This is a genomic window from Paraburkholderia gardini (genome assembly GCF_907164575.1).
Classification (GTDB): domain Bacteria; phylum Pseudomonadota; class Gammaproteobacteria; order Burkholderiales; family Burkholderiaceae; genus Paraburkholderia; species Paraburkholderia gardini.
This window is the reverse complement of sequence record NZ_CAJQYY010000011.1, coordinates 79,385-100,729: the sequence shown is the minus strand read 5'-3', so window position 1 is coordinate 100,729 and position 21,345 is coordinate 79,385. Positions and strand designations below refer to the sequence as shown.

Annotated in this window: 18 protein-coding genes; 14 read left to right on the top strand and 4 right to left on the bottom strand. The window is 62.9% G+C overall.

Annotated features, from left to right (window positions below; all coding sequences use genetic code 11):
• Genes LPA34_RS11310 through LPA34_RS11275 form a run of 8 tightly spaced genes read left to right on the top strand, consistent with a single transcriptional unit; the run spans nucleotide 1 to nucleotide 9,303 of the window.
• Entirely contained in the window at nucleotides 1-849 is an 849-nt protein-coding gene (locus LPA34_RS11310) for an IclR family transcriptional regulator (protein WP_411178936.1), read from the top strand.
• Nucleotides 849-1,655, top strand: a complete 807-nt coding sequence (locus LPA34_RS11305; protein WP_228978053.1) for an SDR family oxidoreductase — start codon at nucleotides 849-851, stop codon at nucleotides 1,653-1,655. Before LPA34_RS11310 ends, LPA34_RS11305 begins: the two co-directional genes overlap by 1 nt.
• Complete coding sequence (locus LPA34_RS11300; RefSeq protein ID WP_228978051.1) at nucleotides 1,648-3,306, top strand: thiamine pyrophosphate-binding protein; 1,659 nt, start codon at nucleotides 1,648-1,650, stop codon at nucleotides 3,304-3,306. Before LPA34_RS11305 ends, LPA34_RS11300 begins: the two co-directional genes overlap by 8 nt.
• Nucleotides 3,299-4,117: an aspartate dehydrogenase gene (locus LPA34_RS11295; protein ID WP_228978049.1), complete on the top strand. Its 819-nt coding sequence runs from the start codon at nucleotides 3,299-3,301 to the stop codon at nucleotides 4,115-4,117. The genes LPA34_RS11300 and LPA34_RS11295 overlap by 8 nt, the downstream gene beginning before the upstream one ends.
• Before the next feature lie 33 nt (nucleotides 4,118-4,150).
• Nucleotides 4,151-5,641 (top strand): aldehyde dehydrogenase, encoded by a 1,491-nt coding sequence (locus LPA34_RS11290; RefSeq protein ID WP_228978047.1) that lies wholly within the window; start codon nucleotides 4,151-4,153, stop codon nucleotides 5,639-5,641.
• A 25-nt stretch (nucleotides 5,642-5,666) separates the two neighbouring features.
• Nucleotides 5,667-6,629 (top strand): VOC family protein, encoded by a 963-nt coding sequence (locus LPA34_RS11285; protein WP_228978045.1) that lies wholly within the window; start codon nucleotides 5,667-5,669, stop codon nucleotides 6,627-6,629.
• The gene (locus LPA34_RS11280) at nucleotides 6,626-7,873 is read left to right on the top strand and encodes an NAD(P)/FAD-dependent oxidoreductase (protein ID WP_228978041.1); all 1,248 of its coding nucleotides are present in this window, start codon (nucleotides 6,626-6,628) and stop codon (nucleotides 7,871-7,873) included. The genes LPA34_RS11285 and LPA34_RS11280 overlap by 4 nt, the downstream gene beginning before the upstream one ends.
• A 26-nt stretch (nucleotides 7,874-7,899) precedes the next feature.
• Complete coding sequence (locus LPA34_RS11275; RefSeq protein ID WP_228978039.1) at nucleotides 7,900-9,303, top strand: MFS transporter; 1,404 nt, start codon at nucleotides 7,900-7,902, stop codon at nucleotides 9,301-9,303.
• Nucleotides 9,304-9,364: 61 nt separating this feature from the next.
• Here the strand turns inward: LPA34_RS11275 and LPA34_RS11270 are convergent, their stop codons facing one another.
• Nucleotides 9,365-9,826 carry a carboxymuconolactone decarboxylase family protein gene (locus tag LPA34_RS11270; protein ID WP_228978037.1) on the bottom strand — a complete coding sequence of 154 codons (462 nt, stop codon included), beginning with the start codon at nucleotides 9,824-9,826 and terminating at the stop codon, nucleotides 9,365-9,367.
• A 403-nt stretch (nucleotides 9,827-10,229) separates the two neighbouring features.
• Between LPA34_RS11270 and LPA34_RS11265 the strand changes: the two genes are divergently transcribed.
• The gene (locus LPA34_RS11265; RefSeq protein WP_228978035.1) at nucleotides 10,230-11,429 is read left to right on the top strand and encodes a GGDEF domain-containing protein; all 1,200 of its coding nucleotides are present in this window, start codon (nucleotides 10,230-10,232) and stop codon (nucleotides 11,427-11,429) included.
• A gap of 356 nt (nucleotides 11,430-11,785) precedes the next feature.
• On the opposite strand, the gene LPA34_RS11260 is transcribed toward LPA34_RS11265, so the two are convergent.
• Nucleotides 11,786-12,916, bottom strand: coding sequence for an MBL fold metallo-hydrolase (locus LPA34_RS11260; protein ID WP_228978033.1), 1,131 nt, complete (start codon nucleotides 12,914-12,916; stop codon nucleotides 11,786-11,788).
• Between the two features lie 85 nt (nucleotides 12,917-13,001).
• Between LPA34_RS11260 and LPA34_RS11255 the strand changes: the two genes are divergently transcribed.
• The gene (locus LPA34_RS11255; protein WP_228978032.1) at nucleotides 13,002-13,616 is read left to right on the top strand and encodes a TetR/AcrR family transcriptional regulator; all 615 of its coding nucleotides are present in this window, start codon (nucleotides 13,002-13,004) and stop codon (nucleotides 13,614-13,616) included.
• 261 nt (nucleotides 13,617-13,877) lie between these two features.
• Here LPA34_RS11255 and LPA34_RS11250 read toward each other — a convergent pair whose 3' ends face one another.
• Entirely contained in the window at nucleotides 13,878-14,024 is a 147-nt protein-coding gene (locus LPA34_RS11250; RefSeq protein WP_411178938.1) for a hypothetical protein, read from the bottom strand.
• Between LPA34_RS11250 and LPA34_RS11245 the strand changes: the two genes are divergently transcribed.
• From LPA34_RS11245 to LPA34_RS11230, 4 genes are all read left to right on the top strand, one after another.
• Nucleotides 14,002-14,634, top strand: a complete 633-nt coding sequence (locus LPA34_RS11245; RefSeq protein ID WP_228978031.1) for a substrate-binding domain-containing protein — start codon at nucleotides 14,002-14,004, stop codon at nucleotides 14,632-14,634. The two genes, LPA34_RS11250 and LPA34_RS11245, sit on opposite strands and share 23 nt — an antisense overlap.
• Nucleotides 14,635-15,134: 500 nt before the next feature.
• Nucleotides 15,135-15,842, top strand: coding sequence for a translesion DNA synthesis-associated protein ImuA (imuA, locus tag LPA34_RS11240; protein ID WP_228978028.1), 708 nt, complete (start codon nucleotides 15,135-15,137; stop codon nucleotides 15,840-15,842).
• Nucleotides 15,772-17,241, top strand: coding sequence for a Y-family DNA polymerase (locus LPA34_RS11235; RefSeq protein WP_228978027.1), 1,470 nt, complete (start codon nucleotides 15,772-15,774; stop codon nucleotides 17,239-17,241). Before imuA ends, LPA34_RS11235 begins: the two co-directional genes overlap by 71 nt.
• Before the next feature lie 6 nt (nucleotides 17,242-17,247).
• Entirely contained in the window at nucleotides 17,248-20,397 is a 3,150-nt protein-coding gene (locus tag LPA34_RS11230) for an error-prone DNA polymerase (protein WP_228978026.1), read from the top strand.
• Between the two features lie 124 nt (nucleotides 20,398-20,521).
• On the opposite strand, the gene LPA34_RS11225 is transcribed toward LPA34_RS11230, so the two are convergent.
• The gene (locus LPA34_RS11225) at nucleotides 20,522-21,295 is read right to left on the bottom strand and encodes a GntR family transcriptional regulator (protein WP_228978025.1); all 774 of its coding nucleotides are present in this window, start codon (nucleotides 21,293-21,295) and stop codon (nucleotides 20,522-20,524) included.
• Nucleotides 21,296-21,345 lie beyond the last annotated feature (50 nt).

Here is a 21,345-nt window from a genome sequence, read left to right as displayed (position 1 = left end):
ATGTCCGATCCGGGCCGCGCAACAGACGAAGACCGCGGCGATATGAACTATCGCGTGCCGGGTCTCGAACGCGGCCTGCGGATCCTCGCTGAATTTTCACCGCGCGAGCCGGTGCTCGGAGCGCCCGAACTGTCGAAGCGGCTCGGCATTCCGCGCACCACGGTATTCCGTCTGTTGCAGACACTCGAATCGCTCGGCTTCCTCGAACGCGCCGATCGCGACCGTAACTATCGCCTGGGCGTGGCCGTGCTGCGCCTCGGCTTCGAATATCTGAGCTCGCTCGAACTGACCGACCTCGGCCTGCCGGTCATCGAAGCGCTGCGCAGCGCGACCGGTCTCACGAGCCACATCGTGATTCGCGACGGGCGCGATGTCGTGTTCGTCGCGAAGGCGCAAAGCCACGCGCCGATTTTCAGCTCGGTGAGCGTGAACGTCGGCACGCGTCTGCCGGCGCATGCGACGACGCACGGCCAGGTCCTGATGGGCGACCTCACGCTCGACGATCTGCGCGCGCTGTATCCCGAGCCGCGACTCGAACGCTATACGCCGCAAACGCCAGAAACCGTCGAAGCGCTCTACGAACGCATCCGCGACGATGCGAATCGCGGTTTCGCGATCAGCGAATCGTCGTTCGAGCGTGGCATTTCCGTGGTGTCCGCGCCGGTGCGCAACGACACCGGCCGCATCGTCGCGGTGATCACGACGACGATTCCGCGTCACGAGATCGACGCAGCACTGCTCTATAGCGGCCTCATCGACAAGGTCCGCCACGCGGCGGACGACCTCTCCGAGCGGCTCAACTACCGGCCGCCCGCACGAAGCCAGTACATGAGGGCATTGGGGATCTGATGATTCAAATCGATTTGACCGGTCAGGTCGCGGTGGTGACGGGCGGTTCGTCCGGCATCGGCCTCGCGACTGCCGAACTCTTCCTGAAAGCGGGCGCGTCGGTCGCGATCTGCGGGCGCGACAGCGAACGTCTCGCCCATGCCGAAGCCGCGCTGCGCGAACGCTATCCACAGGCACCGCTGCTCGCGGCACGCTGCGACGTGCTGGACGCCGTCGACGTCGACGCGTTCGCGCTGCAGGTGCAAACGCGGTTCGGCCGCACGGACATGCTGGTCAACAACGCAGGCCAGGGCCGCGTATCGACCTTCGCCGACACCACCGATGAAGCGTGGCGCGAGGAGCTCGACCTGAAGTACTTCAGCATCATCCGCCCGACGCGTGCGTTCCTGCCGATGCTGCGCGATGCGGCCGGTGCAGGCAATGCGTCGATCGTCTGCGTGAATTCGCTGCTCGCGTTGCAGCCGGAGCCGCACATGGTCGCGACCTCGTCGGCGCGTGCCGGCGTGCAGAACCTGATCCGCTCGCTCGCCGTTGAACTCGCGCCGCAACGCATCCGCGTGAACTCGATCCTGATCGGCATCGTCGAGTCCGGGCAATGGCGCCGCCGTTTCGACACGCAGGCGCAGCCGGGCCAAAGCTGGGAAGACTGGACCGGCGAGCTCGCGCGCAAGAAAAACATTCCGCTTGGCCGCTTCGGACGTCCCGAGGAAGCGGCGCAGGCACTCTTTTATCTGGCCACGAACCTGTCGTCCTACACGACCGGCAGTCATATCGATGTTTCTGGAGGCAATGCACGACATGTCTAACACCACCACCGTCGGCGAGCTGATTGCCGCCTTTCTCGAACAATGCGGCGTGCGTACGGCGTTCGGCGTGATCTCGATTCACAACATGCCGATCCTCGACGCAATCGGCCGGCGCGGCAATATCCGCTACGTCGGCGCGCGCGGCGAAGCGGGCTCGGTGAACATGGCCGACGGCCTCGCCCGCGTGTCGGGCGGCCTCGGCGTCGCGTTCACCAGCACCGGGACGGCAGCGGGCAACGCCGCCGGCGCCATGGTCGAAGCGCTGACCGCCGGCACCGCGCTCCTGCACATCACCGGCCAGATCGAAACCGAATACCTCGATCAGGACCTCGCCTATATCCACGAAGCGCCGGACCAGCTGGCCATGCTGTCATCGATCTCGAAGGCGGCGTTCCGTGTGCGCTCCGCCGACACCGCGCTGCCGACCATCCGCGAAGCGGTGCGCGTCGCGCAGACGGCGCCGAGCGGCCCGGTCAGCGTCGAAATTCCGATCGACATCCAGGCGGCCGAAATCGAATGGCCGACGGATCTGGCCGGCCCACACATCACGACGCTCACGCACGACGAAGCGCGCGTCGAGAAGCTCGCCGAAGCGCTCGCGAGCGCAAAGCGTCCGCTGCTGTGGCTCGGCGGCGGCACGCGTCACGCCCGCGCCGCCGTAGAGCGTCTCGTCGCGCTCGGCTTTGGCGTGGTGACGAGCGTGCAGGGTCGCGGCGTGCTGCCGGAAGATCATCCGGCGACGCTCGGCGCGTATAACGTGCATCCCGCCGTCGAAAGTTTCTACAAGACGTGTGACGCGCTGGTCGTGGTCGGCTCGCGCCTGCGCGGCAACGAGACGCTGAAGTACAAGCTGGCGCTGCCGCAGCCGCTGTACCGCATCGACGCCGACGCGCTGGCCGACAACCGCGGCTATCGCAACGAACTCTTCATCCACGGCGACGCCGCTGCGGTACTCGACGCACTCGCCACGCGCCTCGAAGGCAAGCTGAAGATCGACCCCACGTTCGCCATCGATCTGGCCGCCGCACGCGAGACCGCAGTCGCGGAAACGGCGAAGGGTCTCGGGCCGTACCGCAAGCTCGTCGAATCGCTGCAACGCTTCGTGGGGCGCGACTACAACTGGGTCCGCGACGTGACGATTTCGAACAGCACGTGGGGCAACCGCATGCTGAAAATCTTCACGCCGCGCGCGGGCGTCCATGCGCTGGGCGGCGGCATCGGCCAGGGCATGCAGATGGCGATCGGCGCGGCGCTCGCCGGATCCGCATCGAAGACGGTATGTCTCGTCGGCGACGGCGGTTTGATGGTCAACGTCGGCGAGCTCGCGACGGCCGTGCAGGAAAACGCCAACGTGATGATCGTGCTGATGAACGACCAGTGCTATGGCGTGATCCGCAACATCCAGGACGCGCAGTACGGCGGTCGCCGCTACTACGTCGACCTGCATCAGCCGGATTTCTCGCAGTTCTGCGCGAGCCTCGGTCTCACGCACTATCGCCTGTCGTCGCTGGATCAGGCCGACGACATCATCCGCGAAGGTCTCGCGAAGGTCGGTCCTGTGCTCGTCGAAGTGGACATGCAGGCCGTCGGCAGTTTCGCGACCGCGTTTGCCGGGCCGCCCGTCAAGAAAGAGGAGCCGGAACATGCGTGACGGATTCCATGCGCCCATCGACGTCGCGATGATCGGCTTCGGCGCGATCGGCCAGACGGTGTATCGCGCGGTCGCCGCCGATCCGCTGGTTCACGTCTCGCATGTGATCGTGCCCGAGCGTTACGCGGCGTCGGTGCGCGACGCGGTGGGCGCGTCGGTCGACGTGGTCTCGTCAGTCGCTGCGCTGTCGAGCCGTCCGCACTTCGCGCTCGAATGCGCCGGTCACGAAGCGCTCGTCGACCATGTCGTGCCGCTGCTGAAGGCCGGCACCGACTGCGCGGTGGCCTCGATCGGCGCGCTGTCCGACGTCATGCTGCTCGAACTGCTGTCGGCCGCGGCCGATCAGGGCGATGCGACGATGACGCTGCTGTCGGGTGCGATCGGCGGCATCGATGCGCTCGCGGCGGCGAAGCTCGGCGGCCTCGACGAAGTGCTGTACACGGGCCGCAAGCCGCCGGGCGGCTGGCTCGGCACACCCGCCGAAGCGCTGTGCGATCTGGGCACGCTCAGTGAAGAACGCGTGATCTTCGAAGGCAGCGCGCGCGAAGCAGCGCGGCTCTATCCGAAGAACGCGAACGTCGCGGCGACGATCGCGCTCGCGGGCCTCGGCCTCGATCAGACCACCGTGCGCCTGATCGCCGATCCGGCGGTGACGCGCAACGTGCATCGCATCGTCGCGCGCGGCGCGTTCGGCGAGATGTCGCTGGAAATGTGCGGCAAGCCGTTGCCCGACAACCCCAAGACTTCGGCGCTCACCGCCTACAGCGCGATCCGCGCGTTGCGCAACCGCGCCGCGCGTTGCGTGATTTAAGTACCCGAGCTTCTGTAAAGACGGACTTCCGACATGACTCCTTTCGACACCCGCCTCATTCCCTCTGGCGACATCTTCATCGGCGGCGAATGGCGACGCGGCCGTGCGGCGACCTTCGCGAGCATTTACCCGGCGGACCAGTCGGTGAACATGGAAATTTCAACGGCCAGCGCGGAAGACGCGAAGGAAGCCGTCGAAGCCGCCGACATCGCATGGCGCAAGCCGGACTGGGCCGGGCTCAAGCCACATCAACGTGCACTGATCCTGTATCGCATCGCCGATCTGATCACGCAGCGCCACGAAGCGCTCGCGCAACTGCAACGCCGCGACAACGGCAAGCCCATTGCCGAAACGCGCGTGCTGGTAGCGAGCGCGGCGGCCACGTTCCGCTATTTCGCGGCGTGCCTCGAAACGCTCGACGACGAACTCACACCGTCGCGCGGCGATTACATGACGATGAGCGTGCATGAGCCGATCGGCGTCATCGCGGCGATCACACCGTGGAATTCGCCGATCGCGTCCGACGCGCAGAAGCTCGCCCCTGCCCTCGCCGCGGGCAATGCGGTCGTGCTGAAGCCCGCCGAAGTGACGCCGCTGGTATCGCTGGCGCTCGCGCGCATCTGCGAGGAAGCCGGCGTGCCCAAAGGCGTGTTGAGCGTGCTGCCGGGCAAGGGCTCGGTGATCGGCGATGTGCTGGTGCGCCATCCGCTCGTCAGGAAGGTGTCGTTCACCGGCGGCACGGACGTGGGCCGCGGCATCGCGCGCATCGCGGCGGACAAGCTGATGCCTGTTTCGCTCGAACTGGGCGGCAAGTCGCCGACCATCGTCTTCGACGATGCCGACCTCGATCATGCGGTCAACGGCGTGCTGTACGGCATCTTCAGCTCGTCGGGCGAAGCGTGCATCGCGGGCTCGCGGCTCTTCGTGCAGCGTCCGGTGTACGCCGAATTCATGAAGCGGCTCGCCGAAGGCGCACGCAGGTTGCGGGTCGGCGATCCGTCGAGCACGGAAACGCAGATGGGACCGCTCATCAGCGCGAAGCATCGGGAATCGGTGGAACGCTATGTCGCGCTCGGCCTGGAAGAAGGCGGTCGCCTGCTGTGCGGCGGCGAGCGTCCGGTCGGAGAAGGTCGCGAAAAAGGCTTCTTCTATCAACCGACGATTCTCGAAGGGCTGCCGAACAGCGCGCGCATCTGCCAGGAAGAGATCTTCGGACCGGTACTCGTCGCGATGCCGTTCGACGACGAAGCAGCGTTGATCCGGCAAGCGAACGACAGCGTGTTCGGCCTTGCCGCCGGCATCTGGACTCGCGACTACAAGCGCGCGTGGCGCGTGGCGCGCGCGCTCGAAGCCGGCACCGTATGGATCAACACATACAAGCTGTTTTCGATTTCGACGCCGTTCAGCGGCTGGAAAGACAGCGGCATGGGTCGCGAGAAAGGCAGGCTCGGCATCCGCGAATACATGCAGCAAAAGAGCCTGTACTGGGGCTTGAACGACGCGCCGCTGCCGTGGGCAAACTGAACGCGGCACACTGAAGAGGTAAGCAATGAGCATTCTCGGCATCGAACAGATTACTTACGGCGTGACGGATCTCGCCACCTGCCGGCAGTTTTTCACCGACTGGGGTCTGAAGGAAGCCGCGCACGACGAAACCCGTGCGCGCTTCGAAACGCTGAACGGCTGCACGGTTCTTGTTGTCGACGCGAACGACCCGTCGCTGCCCGCCGCGTTCGAAGCAGGTCCGACGCTGCGTGAAGTGACGTGGGGCGTCGCAACGCGTGCCGAACTCGACGCACTGCGCGGCCGCTTCGCGGGCCGGCCGGGCCACTTCGAAACGGACGACGCCGTCGGCTGCTTCGACCCGGCCGGCATGGCGATCCGCGTCGAAGTCACGCGCAGGCGCGCCATCGACGTGCACGGTTCGCCGTCGAACGTGTGGGGCCAGACGCTGCGCGTCGATCAGCCGTCGCCGGTGTACGAACGCGCGGAACCGGTCGAAGTCGGACACGTCGTGTTCTTCACGAACTGCCTTGCGGAGCAGGAGAAGTTCTACCAGGAACTGCTCGGCTTCGAAATGTCGGATCGCTATCCAGGTCGTGGCGCGTTCATGCGCTGCGCGCCGCACGGCGGCCACCACGACATTTTCCTGCTCGCACTGCCGAACGGACAACGCGGCCTGAATCACGTCGCGTTCACCGTGCGCGATATCCATGAAGTGTTCGGCGGCGGCATGCACATCAGCCGTTGCGGCTGGGACACGCAGCTCGGGCCGGGACGTCATCCGGTGTCGTCCGCGTACTTCTGGTACTTCAGGAATCCGGCCGGCGGCCTGATCGAGTACTACGCCGACGAAGACATGCTGACGCCCGAATGGCAGCCGCGCGATTTCGAACCCGGCCCGACCGTGTTCGCCGAATGGGCCATCGACGGCGGCATCGACGGCAACACGCGCCGCCAGAAAAACGCGGACGCGCCGCAAGGCAAGTTCATGACGGAGCAGAAAAAATGACCCTCGATGCAACCCAGGAAACCGGCGACGCACCGCAAACGATCGTCGTGATCGGCGGCGGCCAGGCCGCTGGCTGGATCGTGAAGACGTTGCGCAAGGAAGGCTTCGAAGGCCGCCTCGTGATGATCGCCGACGAGATCCATCCGCCGTACGAGCGCCCGCCGCTGTCGAAAGCCGTGCTCGCCGGTGAAGCCGATATCGACACCGTGCGCATCGTGAAGCCCGACGATTTTGCCGCGCTGAACGTCGAGACGTGGCAGCCGGATTGCGCGACGTCGATCGATCGTGAAGCACGCGTGGTACGTACGCGTTCGAGCCGCGAGATCACGTATGACCGGCTCGTGATCGCGACCGGCGGTGCAGCGCGCCGCCTGCCCGATGCGCTCGTCAAGACCTCGCACATCACGTATCTGCGCACGCTCGATGAAGCTGTCGCGCTCGGCGAACGGTTGCGCCAAAGCCAGCGCGTGCTGGTGATCGGCGGCGGCTGGATCGGACTCGAGGTGGCCGCGACCGCGCGCAAGCTCGGCGTCGAAGCCGCGGTGGTGGAAGGCGCGCCGCGCCTGTGCGTCCGTTCATTGCCGCCTGCCGTATCGGATTTCCTGCTTGAACTGCATCGCGCGAATGGCGTCGATGTGCGGTTGAGCGCGGCTCTGGTTTCGCTCGACGATCACCCCGACGACGCGAACCGCGTGCGCGCCACACTCGCCGATGGTTCGACGCTCGACGCGGATTTCGCCGTCGCCGGCATCGGTCTCGCGCCGCACACGGCGATTGCCGAAGCGGCGGGATTGCCGGTTGCCGACGGCATCGTCGTCGATGAATTTGGCGCCACGGCCGACCCGCGCATCTTCGCGTGCGGCGACGTCGCCAATCATCCGAATGCGTGGCTCAAACGCCGCGTGCGGCTGGAATCGTGGGCGAATGCGCAGAACCAGGCGATCGCCGCCGCGAAAGCAGTGCTCGGTGTCAAGGAAGCCTACGCCGACATCCCGTGGTTCTGGTCGGACCAGTACGACGTGAACCTGCAGATTCTCGGCGACATCCCGATGGATGCGGAACTCGCCGTGCGCGGCAGCGTGCAGCAGAAAAGCGCGACGCTGTTCTATCTGCAGGACGGCAACCTGCGCGGCGCGATCGCGATCAACACGCCGCGTGATCTGAAGATCGCGCGGAAATGGATGAACCAGGGGCGTGCGGTCGATCTCGCGACGCTGACCGACGCCGGCAAGGCGCTCGCCTAATTCCAGTTATGGACAGGACACCAGGCATGAGAACCATCGACAACACCATTGAATATCGAGGCGGCGCCGGTGTCTCCGGTCCCGTCACCCGCGGCTCGATCATCGCGCGGCTCGAACGGCTGCCGGGCAACGCGATGCAGGTGCGCGCGCGTATCCTGATCGGCCTCGCCACGTTTTTCGACGGCTTCGACGTCATCGCGATCGCCGCGACGCTGCCGATCCTGATCCAGAAATGGCATTTGACGCCCTGGGAAATCGGCTTTCTGATTGCATCGGGTTCTGTCGGCCAGCTGTTCGGCGCGTTCCTGTTCCCGTGGCTTGCCGAGCGGAACGGACGCGTTCGCGCGATCGCGTGGAGTTCGGGGATCATCGGCGTGACGAGCATCGCGTGCGGTTTTGCGCCGACGTTCGCCATGTTTGTCGCGCTACGCGTGATTCAGGGCTTCGGGCTTGGCGGCGAACTACCCGTCGCCGCGACCTACATCAATGAGATCAGCCGGGCCCACGGGCGCGGGCGCTTCGTCCTGCTGTACGAAATCGTGTTTCCGATCGGGCTGCTCGCGTCGAACGCACTGGGCGCGTGGATCGTGCCGCGTTTCGGCTGGGAAGCCATGTATTTCATCGGCGGTATGCCGCTGATCCTGTTCTTCGTGCTGCGCAGGCTCGTGCCGGAATCGCCGCGCTGGCTCGCCGAACGCGAACGGATGGCCGAAGCCGATACCGCTGTGCGCGCATTCGAACGCGCCACGAAGGGGCCGCTCGAGCCCGTGACACACGCCGCCGAATTCGAGGCGCTCGCCAGTCGCCATCCGAAGCGCCGCATGAAGGACCTGTTTGGTCCCGCGTATCTGAAGCGCACGATGGCGGTCGCGATGCTGTGGATCACGTGCGGCTTCATTCAGTACGGTCTGTCGACCTGGCTGCCGACGATCTATCGCAATGTCTATCACGCGCCGTTGCAGCTCGCGTTGAACCTCGCCGTGGCGGCCTCGGTGCTCGGCGTGCTCGGCTCATTGACCTGCGCGCTGCTGGTCGACAAGGTGGGGCGCAAGCCGATCATCAATGTGTCGTTCCTGCTGTGCGCGCTTTCACTCGCGCTGGCAGGCGTGTTCCATGCTTCGTCGGTGTATGTGGTCGCGACGTTCTGCGCACTCTCGCTGGGTTTTCTGGCTTGCGGCTTTATCACCGCTTATGTCTATACGCCTGAGCTGTATCCGACCAGCATCCGCGCGTTCGGCTGCGGCGTGGGCGGTGCATGGCTGAAGATCGCGGCGATTTTCGCGCCGGCCATCGTGTCGAAGACGATGATCGGCGGCAACCTCGATGTCGCGTTCTATATTCTCGCTGCCGTGCCGTTCCTCGCGGCGATCGCCGTGCATTTCCTCGGGATCGAGACCAAGGGGAAAGTGCTGGAGCAACTGGAAGCCTGATTTCAGGCCGCGGCGTTGTCGATGTGACAGCGCCGCGCGCGAACTTCAGGCTGGCTTCCGATCAGAATCCCGGCGCCGGATTCTCCGGAATCTGGTTGCGCAGGCTCAGGTTGATCGCGTTCCAGCCACGTATCGCGGCGATGGTGTACGACAGTTCCGCGATCTGGGTCTCGTTGAAATGCTCGCGCAACTCGCGATAAGCGTCGTCCGTGGTGTCCTGATGAGGCAACGCGTTGACGGCTTCGGCCCAACCCAGCGCCGCGCGCTCGCGGGCATCGAAGAACGGCGCCTCGCGCCAGCCGGCAATCGCGTTAAGGTGGCGCGGATCGGCGCCCTGTTTGATCAGATCTCGCCAGTGCATGTCGATGCAGACGCCGCAGCCGTTGACCTGCGAGACCCGCAAATTCACCATTTCCACGATCCTCGGGCCAAGCGAGCTTTGCTTGGTAGAGCCCGAAAGATTGATCATCGCCTTCAGGTTAGCCGGAGCGAGTTGAAAGAAGTTGATGCGTGCTGCCGTCATGATTTTCATCCTCTGATTGTGCTTGCGCCCTTCGCGCGTTGCATATCTACCAGACGTGCGGGACGGTCCGTTTGTGACAGGTACGGGTATCTTCCTCGCCGCCATCGTCGGACGACGGGTAGCAAGGGAATCGCGCTGGCGATTACATCTGACGCGCCGGGCGCGGCGGCGTGCATCACGCGTCTGCTGTCGGGCCAGCGATCACGCCATGCCGGTTTCATGGTCGCCTGGCATGACATCCAGGGCTAAAGAATGTCCGCTGCCTGCCGTTAACGCATACGAGAACCCGTGTTGTGCGGAGTTCAGAAGGAAGTTCCGCGCAGGAACGCTGGCACATGACAGCGCCGTCTGATGCCATCAAAGCCCTGTTCTTGCGCCTTACAATACGCGCCCACCACCCGATATGCTCAGTCCCGTCAGCTTTCTCGTTGTCGCGATTATGTCCTGCGCGGTGAGCATGGCGGTTTTCAGTTCGCTATTACGCGCTGACATACCGGGATTGCCGCGCTGGATTGGCGCAAACGCCCTGCTGGCTGTCGCGCTCGGCCTTCTTGCTCTGCAAGCCCCCATGCCGGCGCGTATGGTCATCCTCATCGGGAGCGCGTTGCTCGCGGCTGCGGCGCTTCTGATGCTGCAAGGCTGCCGGCAGTTCTTTGGACTGCGCCCATCACATTCGTTCGAGTATGTCGCGTACGGCGCCCTGATGCTCGCGATAGTCTATTGGCAATATGTGTCGCCCAACGTCAATGCCCGCGCTGCGCTGATGTCGGCGTTTCTCGCATACATTCGCATTGTCATCGGCTGGATTACATATAAGTTGCGCCCGCCGGACAGGCCGAAGTACGGCTACTACTTTATGTCCGTTGTGGCATTTCTCGGAGCGGCTATCCATCTGTCGCGCAGTCTCGTCTGCATGCTGGGGTGGGAGCATCAAACCAGCTTTCTTGCGCCCACGCCGATGAACATTGCGTTTCTCGGCCTCGGCATATTGACGCTGCCGGCGCTCTCGGCAGGCGTCGTCATGCTCGCTCACGACCGCATGGCAGAGCGTATGGAGCGGCTTGCAAACGTCGATGGACTGACTGGCGCGCTGGTACGCCGTGCTTTCCTTGTTCGCGCAGAGGCATTGCTGAGTGACGCGAAACGTTCCCGGTTGCCGTTGTCCATCGCAATCCTGGACCTCGACAAGTTCAAGGCCATCAACGACGAACATGGGCACGCGGTCGGCGACCGGACGCTTGCGCATTTTGCTTCGACGGTATCGGGCGGCTTGCGAAGCGGCGATATCTTTGCACGCCTGGGGGGCGAAGAATTTGCCATATTGTGTCCATCTACCGGGCAAGCCGACACCATTCGCCTGATGGACCGGTTCCGTGCCCAGGTCGCTTCATCACGTTGGACGATCTCATCTGGCGCCGTACCGTGCACGTTCAGCGCCGGTGTCGACGAGTATCGTGAGGGCGACACATTCGCAGACATGATGGCACGCGCCGATGCCGCGTTATATGCAGCGAAAGCCTTAGGCCGGGATTGCGTTGTCGGTACATCATTGGCTGCCGGTCAACGGGTCCGGTCGGTTCAAGGCGAGAGCACGAGCGCCTGAGGCTATCCTGGCGTCGTCCTGCCGCACATGACTTTGCAGAAGTTGCACGGCGACTTCCTTCAAGCGCCCTTCGTATCTGTCAATAACGCACTTTCAACATATGCGGCGAACCTCGCTGGCAGGATGCCGTCCATCCGGCGCCCTGCCGTTCAAGGCTGGAAGACCATAACCGCGTGCGCGTCGTGGTGCTGTGCAAAGAGGGACGACGAACCCCGGACAGGTTGATCTGGCTGCCGTTTGCCGCAGTCGCGCGACGATAACCGGGCGACGCCGACAGTGATGCCCGCAACGTACTCCAGTGCCCCCAGACTGACAATGCACCAGGCGTTGCCTCAGGCAGGCATGCTCACAAGGAATCACGAAGACTTCGCGTCTGTGGCATTACGCGAGGCGCACAAACGCCATGCGGCCTTCGGCGCGGCGATGGTCTCGACGGTGTGGCGCCACCAGCGTTCACCGCGATGCGGCGCGCCCAGATCCAGCCGCTCGCCCATGCGGGGCGTCGACAGCGCGACACCGCGCGCGAGGGCCAGCCCCGTTACCCTTTCGAACGGCTCCTGCCAGCGGTGCATCGCGAGATCGAAGGTGCCATTGTGAATCGGCACGAGCCAGCGACCGCGCAGATCGATGTGCGCCTGCACGGTCTCTTCTGGCTGCATGTGAACGTATGGCCACTGCGCGTCGTACGCGCCCGTCTCGACCAGCGTGACGTCGAATGGCCCAAGGCGCTCGCCGATCGCCCGGAAGCCGTCGAAGTAGCCGGTGTCGCCGCTGAAGAACACGCGCAGATCATTGTCGACGATCACCCACGACGCCCATAACGTACTGTTGCCGTCGAACAGACTACGGCCGGAAAAATGCTGCGCGGGCGTAGCGGTGAACTGCACGCCGTCCACCTCGGTGCCTTGCCACCAGTCGAACTGCCGCACCTTCGAAGCGTCGATGCCCCATTCGATCAGCCGGTCGCCGACGCCGAGCGGTGTCAGAAACACGCCGGTGCTCTGCGCAAGCGCGAGCACGGTTTCGCGGTCCAGGTGGTCATAGTGGTCGTGCGACAGGATCACGCCTCGCAGCGGCGGCAAATCGGCCAGCGCAACTGGCGGCGCATGAAAGCGCTTCGGACCGAAATGGCGAAACGGTGAGGCACGCTCGGCGAACACGGGATCGGTCAGCCAGAACTGGCCGCGCAGCTTCAGCAGCATCGTCGAATGACCGAGCCGGTAGAGGCTGCGGTCGGGCGCCGCATCGAGCTGCGCACGCGTCAGCGCATCGATGGGCAACGCGTCTGTCGGCGCGGTGCCGCGCGGCTTGTTGAGCAATATGTTCCACACAATGCCGAGCGTCTTGCGCAAACTTTCGGCAGGACGTGGCTTGACGTTGTGAAAGCGTTCGCCATCATGCTGCGGCGAGGTGCTGGACAACGCGCGGCTGCGTTGTGCGGCTCTAAAGCCGAGCGCGCGGCTGACAAATGCGGGAAGCGACGTCATGAGGTAGGCCATCCAGATGGAAATGTACACCTGGCAGTGTAGTTTATTTTTGAGAAAAGTAAACTGCCTGGTGTAAAATTCAGCCATGGATCCAGGTGCCACCCATCAACGTCTGACTGACCGCAAGCGTGTTGCTATCGTCGACGCCGCGATCGAGGAATTCCTCGCGGCCGGCTACGACGCGACCAGCATGGACCGTATCGCCGCCCGCGCGCACGTCTCGAAACGTACGGTCTATAACCATTTCCCAGGCAAGGAAGCCCTTTTCGCCGCGATTCTCCATCAACTGTGGGACGCGAGCCAGCGGGGCCATGCGCTCACCTACCGCGCCGACAAACCGTTGCGCGCGCAGTTGCTCGACCTTCTGGGCCGCAAGCTCCGGCTGCTGAACGACGAGTCCTTTCTGTCGCTTGCGCGTGTGGCGATCGCGGCTGGAATCCATTCGCCGGAGCGGGCGCGGGACATGGTCGCCCGTCTCGGCGAGCGCGAGGAAGACCTGACCGTGTGGGTCCGGGCGGCCGTCGCAGACGGCCGTCTGAAGATCGACGATCCGCTCTTCGCGGCACTGCAGTTGCAGGCACTGGTGAAGGCTTTTGCGTTCTGGCCGCAGGTGACGATGGGCCAGGCACCGCTCGGCGAACGGGAGCAAAGGAAGGTCGCTGAGTCGGCTGCGGACATGTTTCTCGCACGCTATGCATGAGCCGTCGTCTGGGGGCTTGCGTTTCGATCTTCATGTCCACCGGACCGACTGCTGACTTTCTTGATCCCGAAACCAGGGTGCGTCCCTCGCCCGGTTTCGGCTGGCAAAGTACGGACACGTCTAACCTGATCACACGATCCGTCCCGCACTGATGGGGCGTTTCGGTGTTGTTGCATAAATCCTGACGGCAAATGTGAAGATCCACTTGGGCGCTATATCGCTGCTGGTTGTCTGGTGCCGAATACCTGCTTATGCCCGTCTCTACATCCGGATGACATCAACGACCATCTTCTTCTTGTCCTTGAACTGGTAAATCGTGATTGCCGCGTCTTTCAGATCGCCGTGCGAAGCGAATGCGATTCTTCCAATCACACCGTCGTATTGCGTGCCGGATCTTCTCAAGCGCATCAGGGAGGACTATCCGAATCTCGTGATCGAACTGACCAGCGATACCTCGTCCAGTCTTGCGACGCAACTTGTAAGCGGCCACATCGACGTTTCATTTCAGACGACGGGCGTCAGCGGCTCGGACATGGCAAATGTGCCGCCAGGCAGTCTGCCGATGCGCTGGATGGCGAGCCCGGCGCTCAATCTGTCAGCTCAGGCATTGACGGAGGCAGAACTGGCTGCCTACCCGGTTATCAGTTTCGCGCGTCATTCGCCGCCACACGAGTTTCTGACGGGATTGTTCGCCGCTAGCGGCGACGTGCAGGTGCAGATCAACTGTCTGTCGTCGGTGGCAGCCATCATCCGGCTCGTGGTGGACGGGTTCGGCATTGCCGTGCTGCCTCCCGCATTTGTCATGCGCGAGCTCGAAGCCGGTCAACTGCAACTGCTGCAAGTGACGCATCGGGTGCCCGCGTTGCCGCTCGTCGCCGCGTTTCGGCGCACGCCCGATAGCCTGCTTTCCGAGTCGATCACACGACTTGCACTGAACGTGGTGCTCGAATTCAGCCTGAAACATGGCCCCGATTTCGCGCAGTTCCCACCCACGGACGAAACAATTTCGCGCGCCTGAACGCTCCCATCATCAACACGAGTATTCCGACATGCTGACCACCCTCTCCATTCCGGTTGAACCGCTCGATGCGATCCGTTGTGAGCCGTATGGCTGGATGCTCGGCAAGCCCGTTCGCGCCGACAGCGACACGCCGTCGTACATCAGCCCTGCATCGGATTTCTGGCGTGAGCATCTGTTTGACACTGACTCGCCGGGTGAAACGGAAATCCTGTGGGTGATCTACCGGAACCGCGATGACAAGGTAACGTCTCTCGAACTGCATCGTCTGACCCAAGTGTCATGCGAAGTATCGAGATGCACCGGCTCGAAAGATAGCAGCCGTCGCGATTCGGTAAGCAGGAAACCCGTTGCAGCCGCGTTCAAGTCGTTGCTGTACGCCTGGCCGACCGGCTTGCGAACGCGCCTGTCCATGAAGTTTCACCCCAAAAAGTGTCTGTTCACCGCTACGGAAATCCGTGTAGGATACTGTACATCCATACAGGTATTTTCGAAATCCAGTGACTGTCCCGTCCCCCATTCCGGAAGCAATACATCCATCGCTCTGGCGGGCGTCGCAGCTTGCGCGTGGCCGCGGCCGTACGGTCGAGACTGGATATGCGGCGCTGTCGGCAGAATTGCCTGGCGGTGGCTGGCCCGTCGGCGCGCTCGTCGATCTGCTGGTCCAGCAGGCCGGCGTGGGTGAGATGCGGCTGCTGCGCCCTGCGCTCAGAGAACTGGGCAAGCGACCGGTTGCGATGGTGCAGCCGCCGCACATTCCCAACGGACCTGGCCTTGAGTACATCGGGCTCTCGCCAGGGCAACTGATGCAGATTCGGGCCTCGAAGACAGCGGACGCATTGTGGGCAGCAGAGCAGATTCTGCGCGCAGGCAGTTGCGGCGCACTGCTGTTCTGGGCGCAATACGTTCAGACCTCGTCGCTGCGGCGACTGCATCTCGCAGCACAGTCTTCGGAAACGTTGTTCTTCATGGTCCGCCCGCTGGCGGCAGCACAGGACGCCTCTCCCGCGGTTTTAAGACTGGTCCTCCGGCCAGAACGCGACGGTCTGACCGTCGACATTACGAAGCGACGAGGTCCAGCACGCGCAGAACCTCTGTCCGTCCCACTTCAACCAACACCTGTCCTGTTTTCCCACCATGCGCGTATTTCTCGCCGTCCACTTGCCCCGGTTGCAACTCGAGGTCTTCCAGCCGAAGTGGCGGCCTGAGCCCGCACACGGCTGCGTGGTCCTGGACAGGGACAAGGTGCTCGCCGCAGACGGGGTAGCCAGGTCTGCGGGCGTGCGGGTTGGCATGCAGCGCGGCGGTGTGTTGACGCTCGCGCCAGAGGTAGAAATGTACGAGCGCGACCCCGGCCGTGAACATGTCGCGCAGCGCGAAGTGGCAGTGGCGCTCATGCAGTTCTCGCCCGATGTCGCGGTGCTCGAAGAGGCTGTCGTCGTGGTCGACGTCGGCGCAAGCCTTCGGCTTTTTGGTGGACTACTTGCTGTATGCCGGCAGGCGAAAGCGATACTCGAAGCCATTGGACTGACCGCGCGGATAAGTGCCGCGCCCACAGGGCAAGGCGCATGGCTGCTGGCAAGGCACCGGAGTCGGCGCGTACTCAAGATTGACTCGCTTGAACGGCAACTGTCCGCGTTGCCGCTGCTGTCGGTGCCGGAAGTGCGACCGTTCACCGACTGGTTTACCGGGCTTGGCTGCGAGACCATAGCAGATGTCCGACGGCTGCCGCGCGCGGGGCTGCAGCGCCGTTGCGGCGAGCACCTGCTTGATTCACTCGACCGTGCTTTCGGCACGACGCCAGAGCTGTTTGACTGGCTTGAATTGCCTCCAACGTTCTCTGCGCGCATTGAAATGCCCGACCGCATCGAGCATGCGGAAGCAGCACTTTTCGGCGCTCATCGCCTTGTTGTGCAGCTTTGTGGCTGGCTTTGCGCGAAGCATCTGGCACTCACAGGCGCGACGCTTTTGCTCGAACATGAACGCGGCAGGCAGGCGATAGACCCTACGCCCATCGAGATTGCGCTGGGTGAGCCCACATGGCGAGAGGACCATCTTGTCCGGCTCATCAAGGAACGGCTTGCCCGTGTTGAACTGACCGCGCCGGTCATCGCACTGCGACTTGATGCGTTGGACGTGCAACCGGCGGTACCGGTGTCCAGCACGCTCTTTCCAGAACCCGGTGGCTCCGCGGAGGAGCATGCCCGCCTCGTCGAACTGCTGGTCGCAAGGCTTGGCGAAGACAACGTGCTCAAACCTTCGCCAACGGCAGACTACCGGCCGGAAATCGCGAATCGATGGGTACCAGTCGGCAACACGTCGAAAAGCACCATGCTTCCAGAGGGACTTCCACGACCAACATGGCTGCTTGAGAAGCCGGTACGTCTGCTCATGCGCAAGCACCGACCGTTTTATGGTTCACCGCTGCGGATGGTGTCGCCGGGTGAGCGCATTGAGGCTGGATGGTTCGATGGCGAGTTGATGACGCGCGACTATTTCGTCGCACAGACTGAAGACCAGACCTGCTTCTGGATATACCGCGAGCGCGTCAGCAGTCGCGACGCGGAAGAAGACCAGCGGTGGTTTCTCCACGGCCTCTTCGGATGACAGGCCATGGATTCCACCTTTTCCACACTGCCGGCGTACGCCGAGCTGTTCTGCTTTTCGAATTTTTCATTCCTGCATGGCGCTTCGCATGCAGAGGAACTGGTCGGGCGCGCAGCGCAACTCGGCTACTCGGGTCTGGCGATAACGGACGAATGCTCGCTTGCGGGTATCGTACGGGCGCACGTTGCGGCCAAGGAAGCGAAGCTTCCGCTCGTCATCGGTTCGTACTTCCGGCTCGTCAATGCCGACGGTTCAACGGCGTTCGGTCTCATCCTCCTCGCCCAGAACCGCGAGGGATACGGGAACCTCTCAGAGCTGATCACGCTTGCCCGCACACGCGCGCCGAAAGGCCAGTATCGGCTGAGGCCGCAGGACCTGTCGCGGCCCGACCGGGAAAACAGCCATCTGCGCGGCATGCCCGATTGCCTCGCGATACTGGTGCCCGACTTTCCCACGAAAGAGGATGTTCTGGATGCACAGCTTGAGTGGTTCGACCAGACATTTCCAGGGCGTGCGTGGTGTGGGCTCGTGCTTCATCAACGGGCGATGGATGACATCCATCGCGGTGCCGTTGAATACGTTGCCAACAGGCATCGCATACCCGTCGTCGCGCTCGGCCAGGTGGTGATGCATGTGCGCTCGCGCAAGCCGTTGCAGGATACGTTGACGGCTATCCGTGTGGGCAGGCCGGTGCACGAATGCGGATATGACCTGGCACCCAACGCCGAGCAGCATCTGCGTTCCCGGCTGCGACTCGCAAACCTCTATCCGGAGTACGCGCTCGGCGAGACGACCAACATCCTCGCACATTGCACTTTCTCACTCGACGAGCTTCGGTACGAGTACCCCGACGAACTGGTGCCACCCGGATTCACGCCTGCGACCTATCTGCGGCAGGAGACGTATACCGGTGCACAGCGACGTTTTCCTTCAGGCATTCCACACAACGTTCAGGGGCAGATTGAACACGAACTTGAGCTGATTGCGGACCTGCAATATGAACCCTATTTCCTGACGGTATATGACATCGTGCGGTTTGCACGAAGCCAACACATTCTGTGTCAGGGACGTGGCTCTGCCGCCAATTCTGCGATCTGCTATTGCCTCGGTATTACTGAAGTTGACCCTGCACGTGGCAATATGCTTTTCGAGCGCTTTATCTCAAAGGAGCGTGGCGAACCGCCGGACATCGATGTCGATTTCGAGCATCAACGGCGCGAAGAGGTAATCCAGTACATTTACAAAAAATACGGTCGCGACCGGGCGGCAATTGCTGCCGCCGTTTCGACGTATCGATCCCGCGGCGCCTTGAGGGAGACCGGCAAGGCACTAGGCGTCGACCCGCAGATTGTCGATGCCGTGGCCAGGGGGCATCAATGGTTTGATGGCAAACAGGACCTCCTCAAACGTTTTACGGAGTCCGGCCTGAACGCGGAGACTCCGCTGATTCAGGCCTGGGCGTCTCTCGCGTCGCAGTTGCCTGGCTTTCCCAGGCATCTGTCCCAGCACTCCGGTGGATTTGTTATCAGCCGGGGCAAACTTACGCGCCTCGTGCCGGTTGAAAATGCTGCAATGGTGGACCGGTCGGTCATCGAGTGGGACAAGGACGACCTCGAATCACTGGGCCTGCTGAAGATTGACGTACTGGCACTCGGGATGCTGTCGGCAATCCGCCGCGCACTTGACCTGATAACAGACCAGCGAGGCGAACGGTTCGAGATGCAGGACATACCTGCAGAAGACCCGCAAACCTACGACATGATTTCGCATGCGGATACCGTTGGCGTATTTCAAATCGAGTCGCGTGCGCAAATGAGCATGCTGCCACGACTGAAGCCCCGCACGTTCTATGACCTGGTTATCGAAGTTGCCATCGTTCGCCCGGGACCGATTCAGGGTGGCGCCGTTCATCCGTATCTGCAGCGTCGCCAGGGATTCGAGCCGGTGACTTACCCCAGCAAAGCGCTTGAGACTGCCCTGGGCCGCACGCTGGGCGTTCCGATTTTCCAGGAACAGGTGATGCAGGTGGCCATTCTTGCCGCAGGGTTCACTGCTGGAGAAGCGGACCAGTTGCGAAGGGCGATGGCAGCCTGGAAGCGCAAGGGTGGCCTGGATAAATACTACGACCGCATCGTCAATGGCATGCTCGAGCGCGGGTACGACAAAACATTCGCGGATGGCATCTTTCAGCAGATTCTCGGTTTCGGCGAGTACGGTTTCCCGGAAAGCCATGCCGCCAGCTTCGCACTGCTCGTGTACACAAGCAGCTGGCTGAAACGCCACGAACCGGAAGCCTTTCTTGCGGCGATGCTGAATAGCCAGCCAATGGGTTTCTATTCGCCGTCGCAACTGGTGCAGGATGCGACGCGACATGGAGTCCAGGTACTGCCGGTCGACGTCACGACAAGTGGTTGGGACTCGTCGCTTGAGCACGTGGACGGTGCTGAAAAGCCCGCCGTCAGGCTTGGTTTGTCGTTGCTCCGGGGCATGCGGGACGGCGCCGCGGAGCGCATTGAAAATGCGCGAGCCGTGAGGCGGTTCACGACAGTGAATGACCTCGCGCGACGCGCTCAGCTGGACCGTCACGACCTGCAGGTGCTTGCCGCGGCGAACGCACTGTCATCTCTTGCCGGCAATCGACGCGAAGCGCTATGGCAGTCGGTTGCCTCCGTGCCTGACAAAGACATGCTGTCGGTCGCGAAGGTTGAAGACGAAACACCAGAGCTGGGTGCACCTTCCGAAGCTCAAGACATCGCCGGCGATTATCGGTCCATGGGACTGACACTCGGACGCCATCCTCTTGAACTTCTGCGACCTCAGTTGCTTGCCAGCAAACTGATGCCGACCTCAACGCTGCAGACTTACCGGAGCGGCCGGCTGGCCCGCGCCTGTGGCATCGTCACCATGCGTCAACGGCCGGAGACCGCGAAGGGTGTCATCTTCATCACTATCGAAGACGAGACGGGCAATGTGAACGTCATCATATGGCCCAAGGTGTTTGAGCAGCAGCGCAAGGAAGTCCTCGGCGCATCGTTACTCGGAGTGCTTGGCGTATGGCAGTGTGAAGGCGAGGTACGACATCTCGTCGCGCAACGTCTCATCGACATGTCGCATCTACTTGGCGGTCTGACTGCGCCAAGCAGAAATTTTTGCTGACCAGACATGGTGTCAGGAACCTCTGTTTCCTTTTTTTATACAGACATCCTGAATATAACAAGATTGGCCGAATGTTCTGTTTTAGACGTTGGCAATTTCAGGATTTCTAAAATGCAAACAGGCCTTAGCGTAACCACTGCCGGATCAGGTTGCCCCCGAACAACTGCGAGAGTGCCTGCTGATTTTTCAAGGCGTTCTGCAAATTGCGATGGGCGATCCGGGCGTGCTCGCGCATCAGTGCTTCGGCGCGCGCGCCCTCGCGGCGTTCGATGGCTTCGAGCACCGCGCGATGTTGAGCCTGCGCGACGATCAGGACGTTGTGTGCATCGGGCGCGACCGCCTGCACCTTGACAAACCCGCTCGGCGACGCAAACGGCAATGCCATCGCTCGGGACAACTGTTTTTCGATCACACTGCTGCCGCAGGCCGAAGCCAGCAAACGGTGGAAACGCTCATTGAGTTCGACGTATTGCGAAAACTTCTGCTCCGACAGATCGGCGTCCTCGAGGACGTCGTCGATCCGCGCGACGCAGTCGTGCAGCAACGCCATCAACGACGCATCGACCCCGCGCTCAGCCGCCAGCCGCGCGGCCAGGCCTTCAAGGGTGCCGCGCAGTTCGATCGCGTCGTAGATCTCGGATGCCGTAAACGAGCGCACCGCATAGCCGCCCGACGGCAACGGATCGAGCAGACCTTCGTCCTGCAAGCGCATCAACGCCGCCCGCACGGGCGTGCGCGACACGCCCAGTCTGTCCACCACCCACAATTCGGTGATGCGCGACCCCGGGGTCAGCTCGCCCGCCAGAATCAGTTCGCGCAGACCCAACTGCGCCTTCACCGTTTGCGACGCCGAACTCGATGCACTGGCATCGAGTTGAGTCGGATCGATTTGCTCCACGCGTTGTACTCCGGAAATAATCGGCGCTTGCCGCGTCGTGGCAGCAAGCG

What these genes read in the sequence shown, in the direction of transcription:
- LPA34_RS11260 (WP_228978033.1), bottom strand. Translation starts at nt 12,916, where the DNA reads ATGACGTCGCTTCCCGCATTTGTCAGCCGCGCGCTCGGCTTTAGAGCC.
- LPA34_RS11285 (WP_228978045.1), top strand. Translation starts at nt 5,667, where the DNA reads ATGAGCATTCTCGGCATCGAACAGATTACTTACGGCGTGACGGATCTC.
- LPA34_RS11250 (WP_411178938.1), bottom strand. Translation starts at nt 14,024, where the DNA reads ATGCGCTTGAGAAGATCCGGCACGCAATACGACGGTGTGATTGGAAGA.
- LPA34_RS11275 (WP_228978039.1), top strand. Translation starts at nt 7,900, where the DNA reads ATGAGAACCATCGACAACACCATTGAATATCGAGGCGGCGCCGGTGTC.
- LPA34_RS11310 (WP_411178936.1), top strand. Translation starts at nt 1, where the DNA reads ATGTCCGATCCGGGCCGCGCAACAGACGAAGACCGCGGCGATATGAAC.
- LPA34_RS11270 (WP_228978037.1), bottom strand. Translation starts at nt 9,826, where the DNA reads ATGACGGCAGCACGCATCAACTTCTTTCAACTCGCTCCGGCTAACCTG.
- LPA34_RS11265 (WP_228978035.1), top strand. Translation starts at nt 10,230, where the DNA reads ATGCTCAGTCCCGTCAGCTTTCTCGTTGTCGCGATTATGTCCTGCGCG.
- LPA34_RS11230 (WP_228978026.1), top strand. Translation starts at nt 17,248, where the DNA reads ATGGATTCCACCTTTTCCACACTGCCGGCGTACGCCGAGCTGTTCTGC.
- LPA34_RS11255 (WP_228978032.1), top strand. Translation starts at nt 13,002, where the DNA reads ATGGATCCAGGTGCCACCCATCAACGTCTGACTGACCGCAAGCGTGTT.
- LPA34_RS11235 (WP_228978027.1), top strand. Translation starts at nt 15,772, where the DNA reads ATGCGCGTATTTCTCGCCGTCCACTTGCCCCGGTTGCAACTCGAGGTC.
- LPA34_RS11280 (WP_228978041.1), top strand. Translation starts at nt 6,626, where the DNA reads ATGACCCTCGATGCAACCCAGGAAACCGGCGACGCACCGCAAACGATC.
- LPA34_RS11305 (WP_228978053.1), top strand. Translation starts at nt 849, where the DNA reads ATGATTCAAATCGATTTGACCGGTCAGGTCGCGGTGGTGACGGGCGGT.
- LPA34_RS11290 (WP_228978047.1), top strand. Translation starts at nt 4,151, where the DNA reads ATGACTCCTTTCGACACCCGCCTCATTCCCTCTGGCGACATCTTCATC.
- LPA34_RS11300 (WP_228978051.1), top strand. Translation starts at nt 1,648, where the DNA reads ATGTCTAACACCACCACCGTCGGCGAGCTGATTGCCGCCTTTCTCGAA.
- LPA34_RS11295 (WP_228978049.1), top strand. Translation starts at nt 3,299, where the DNA reads ATGCGTGACGGATTCCATGCGCCCATCGACGTCGCGATGATCGGCTTC.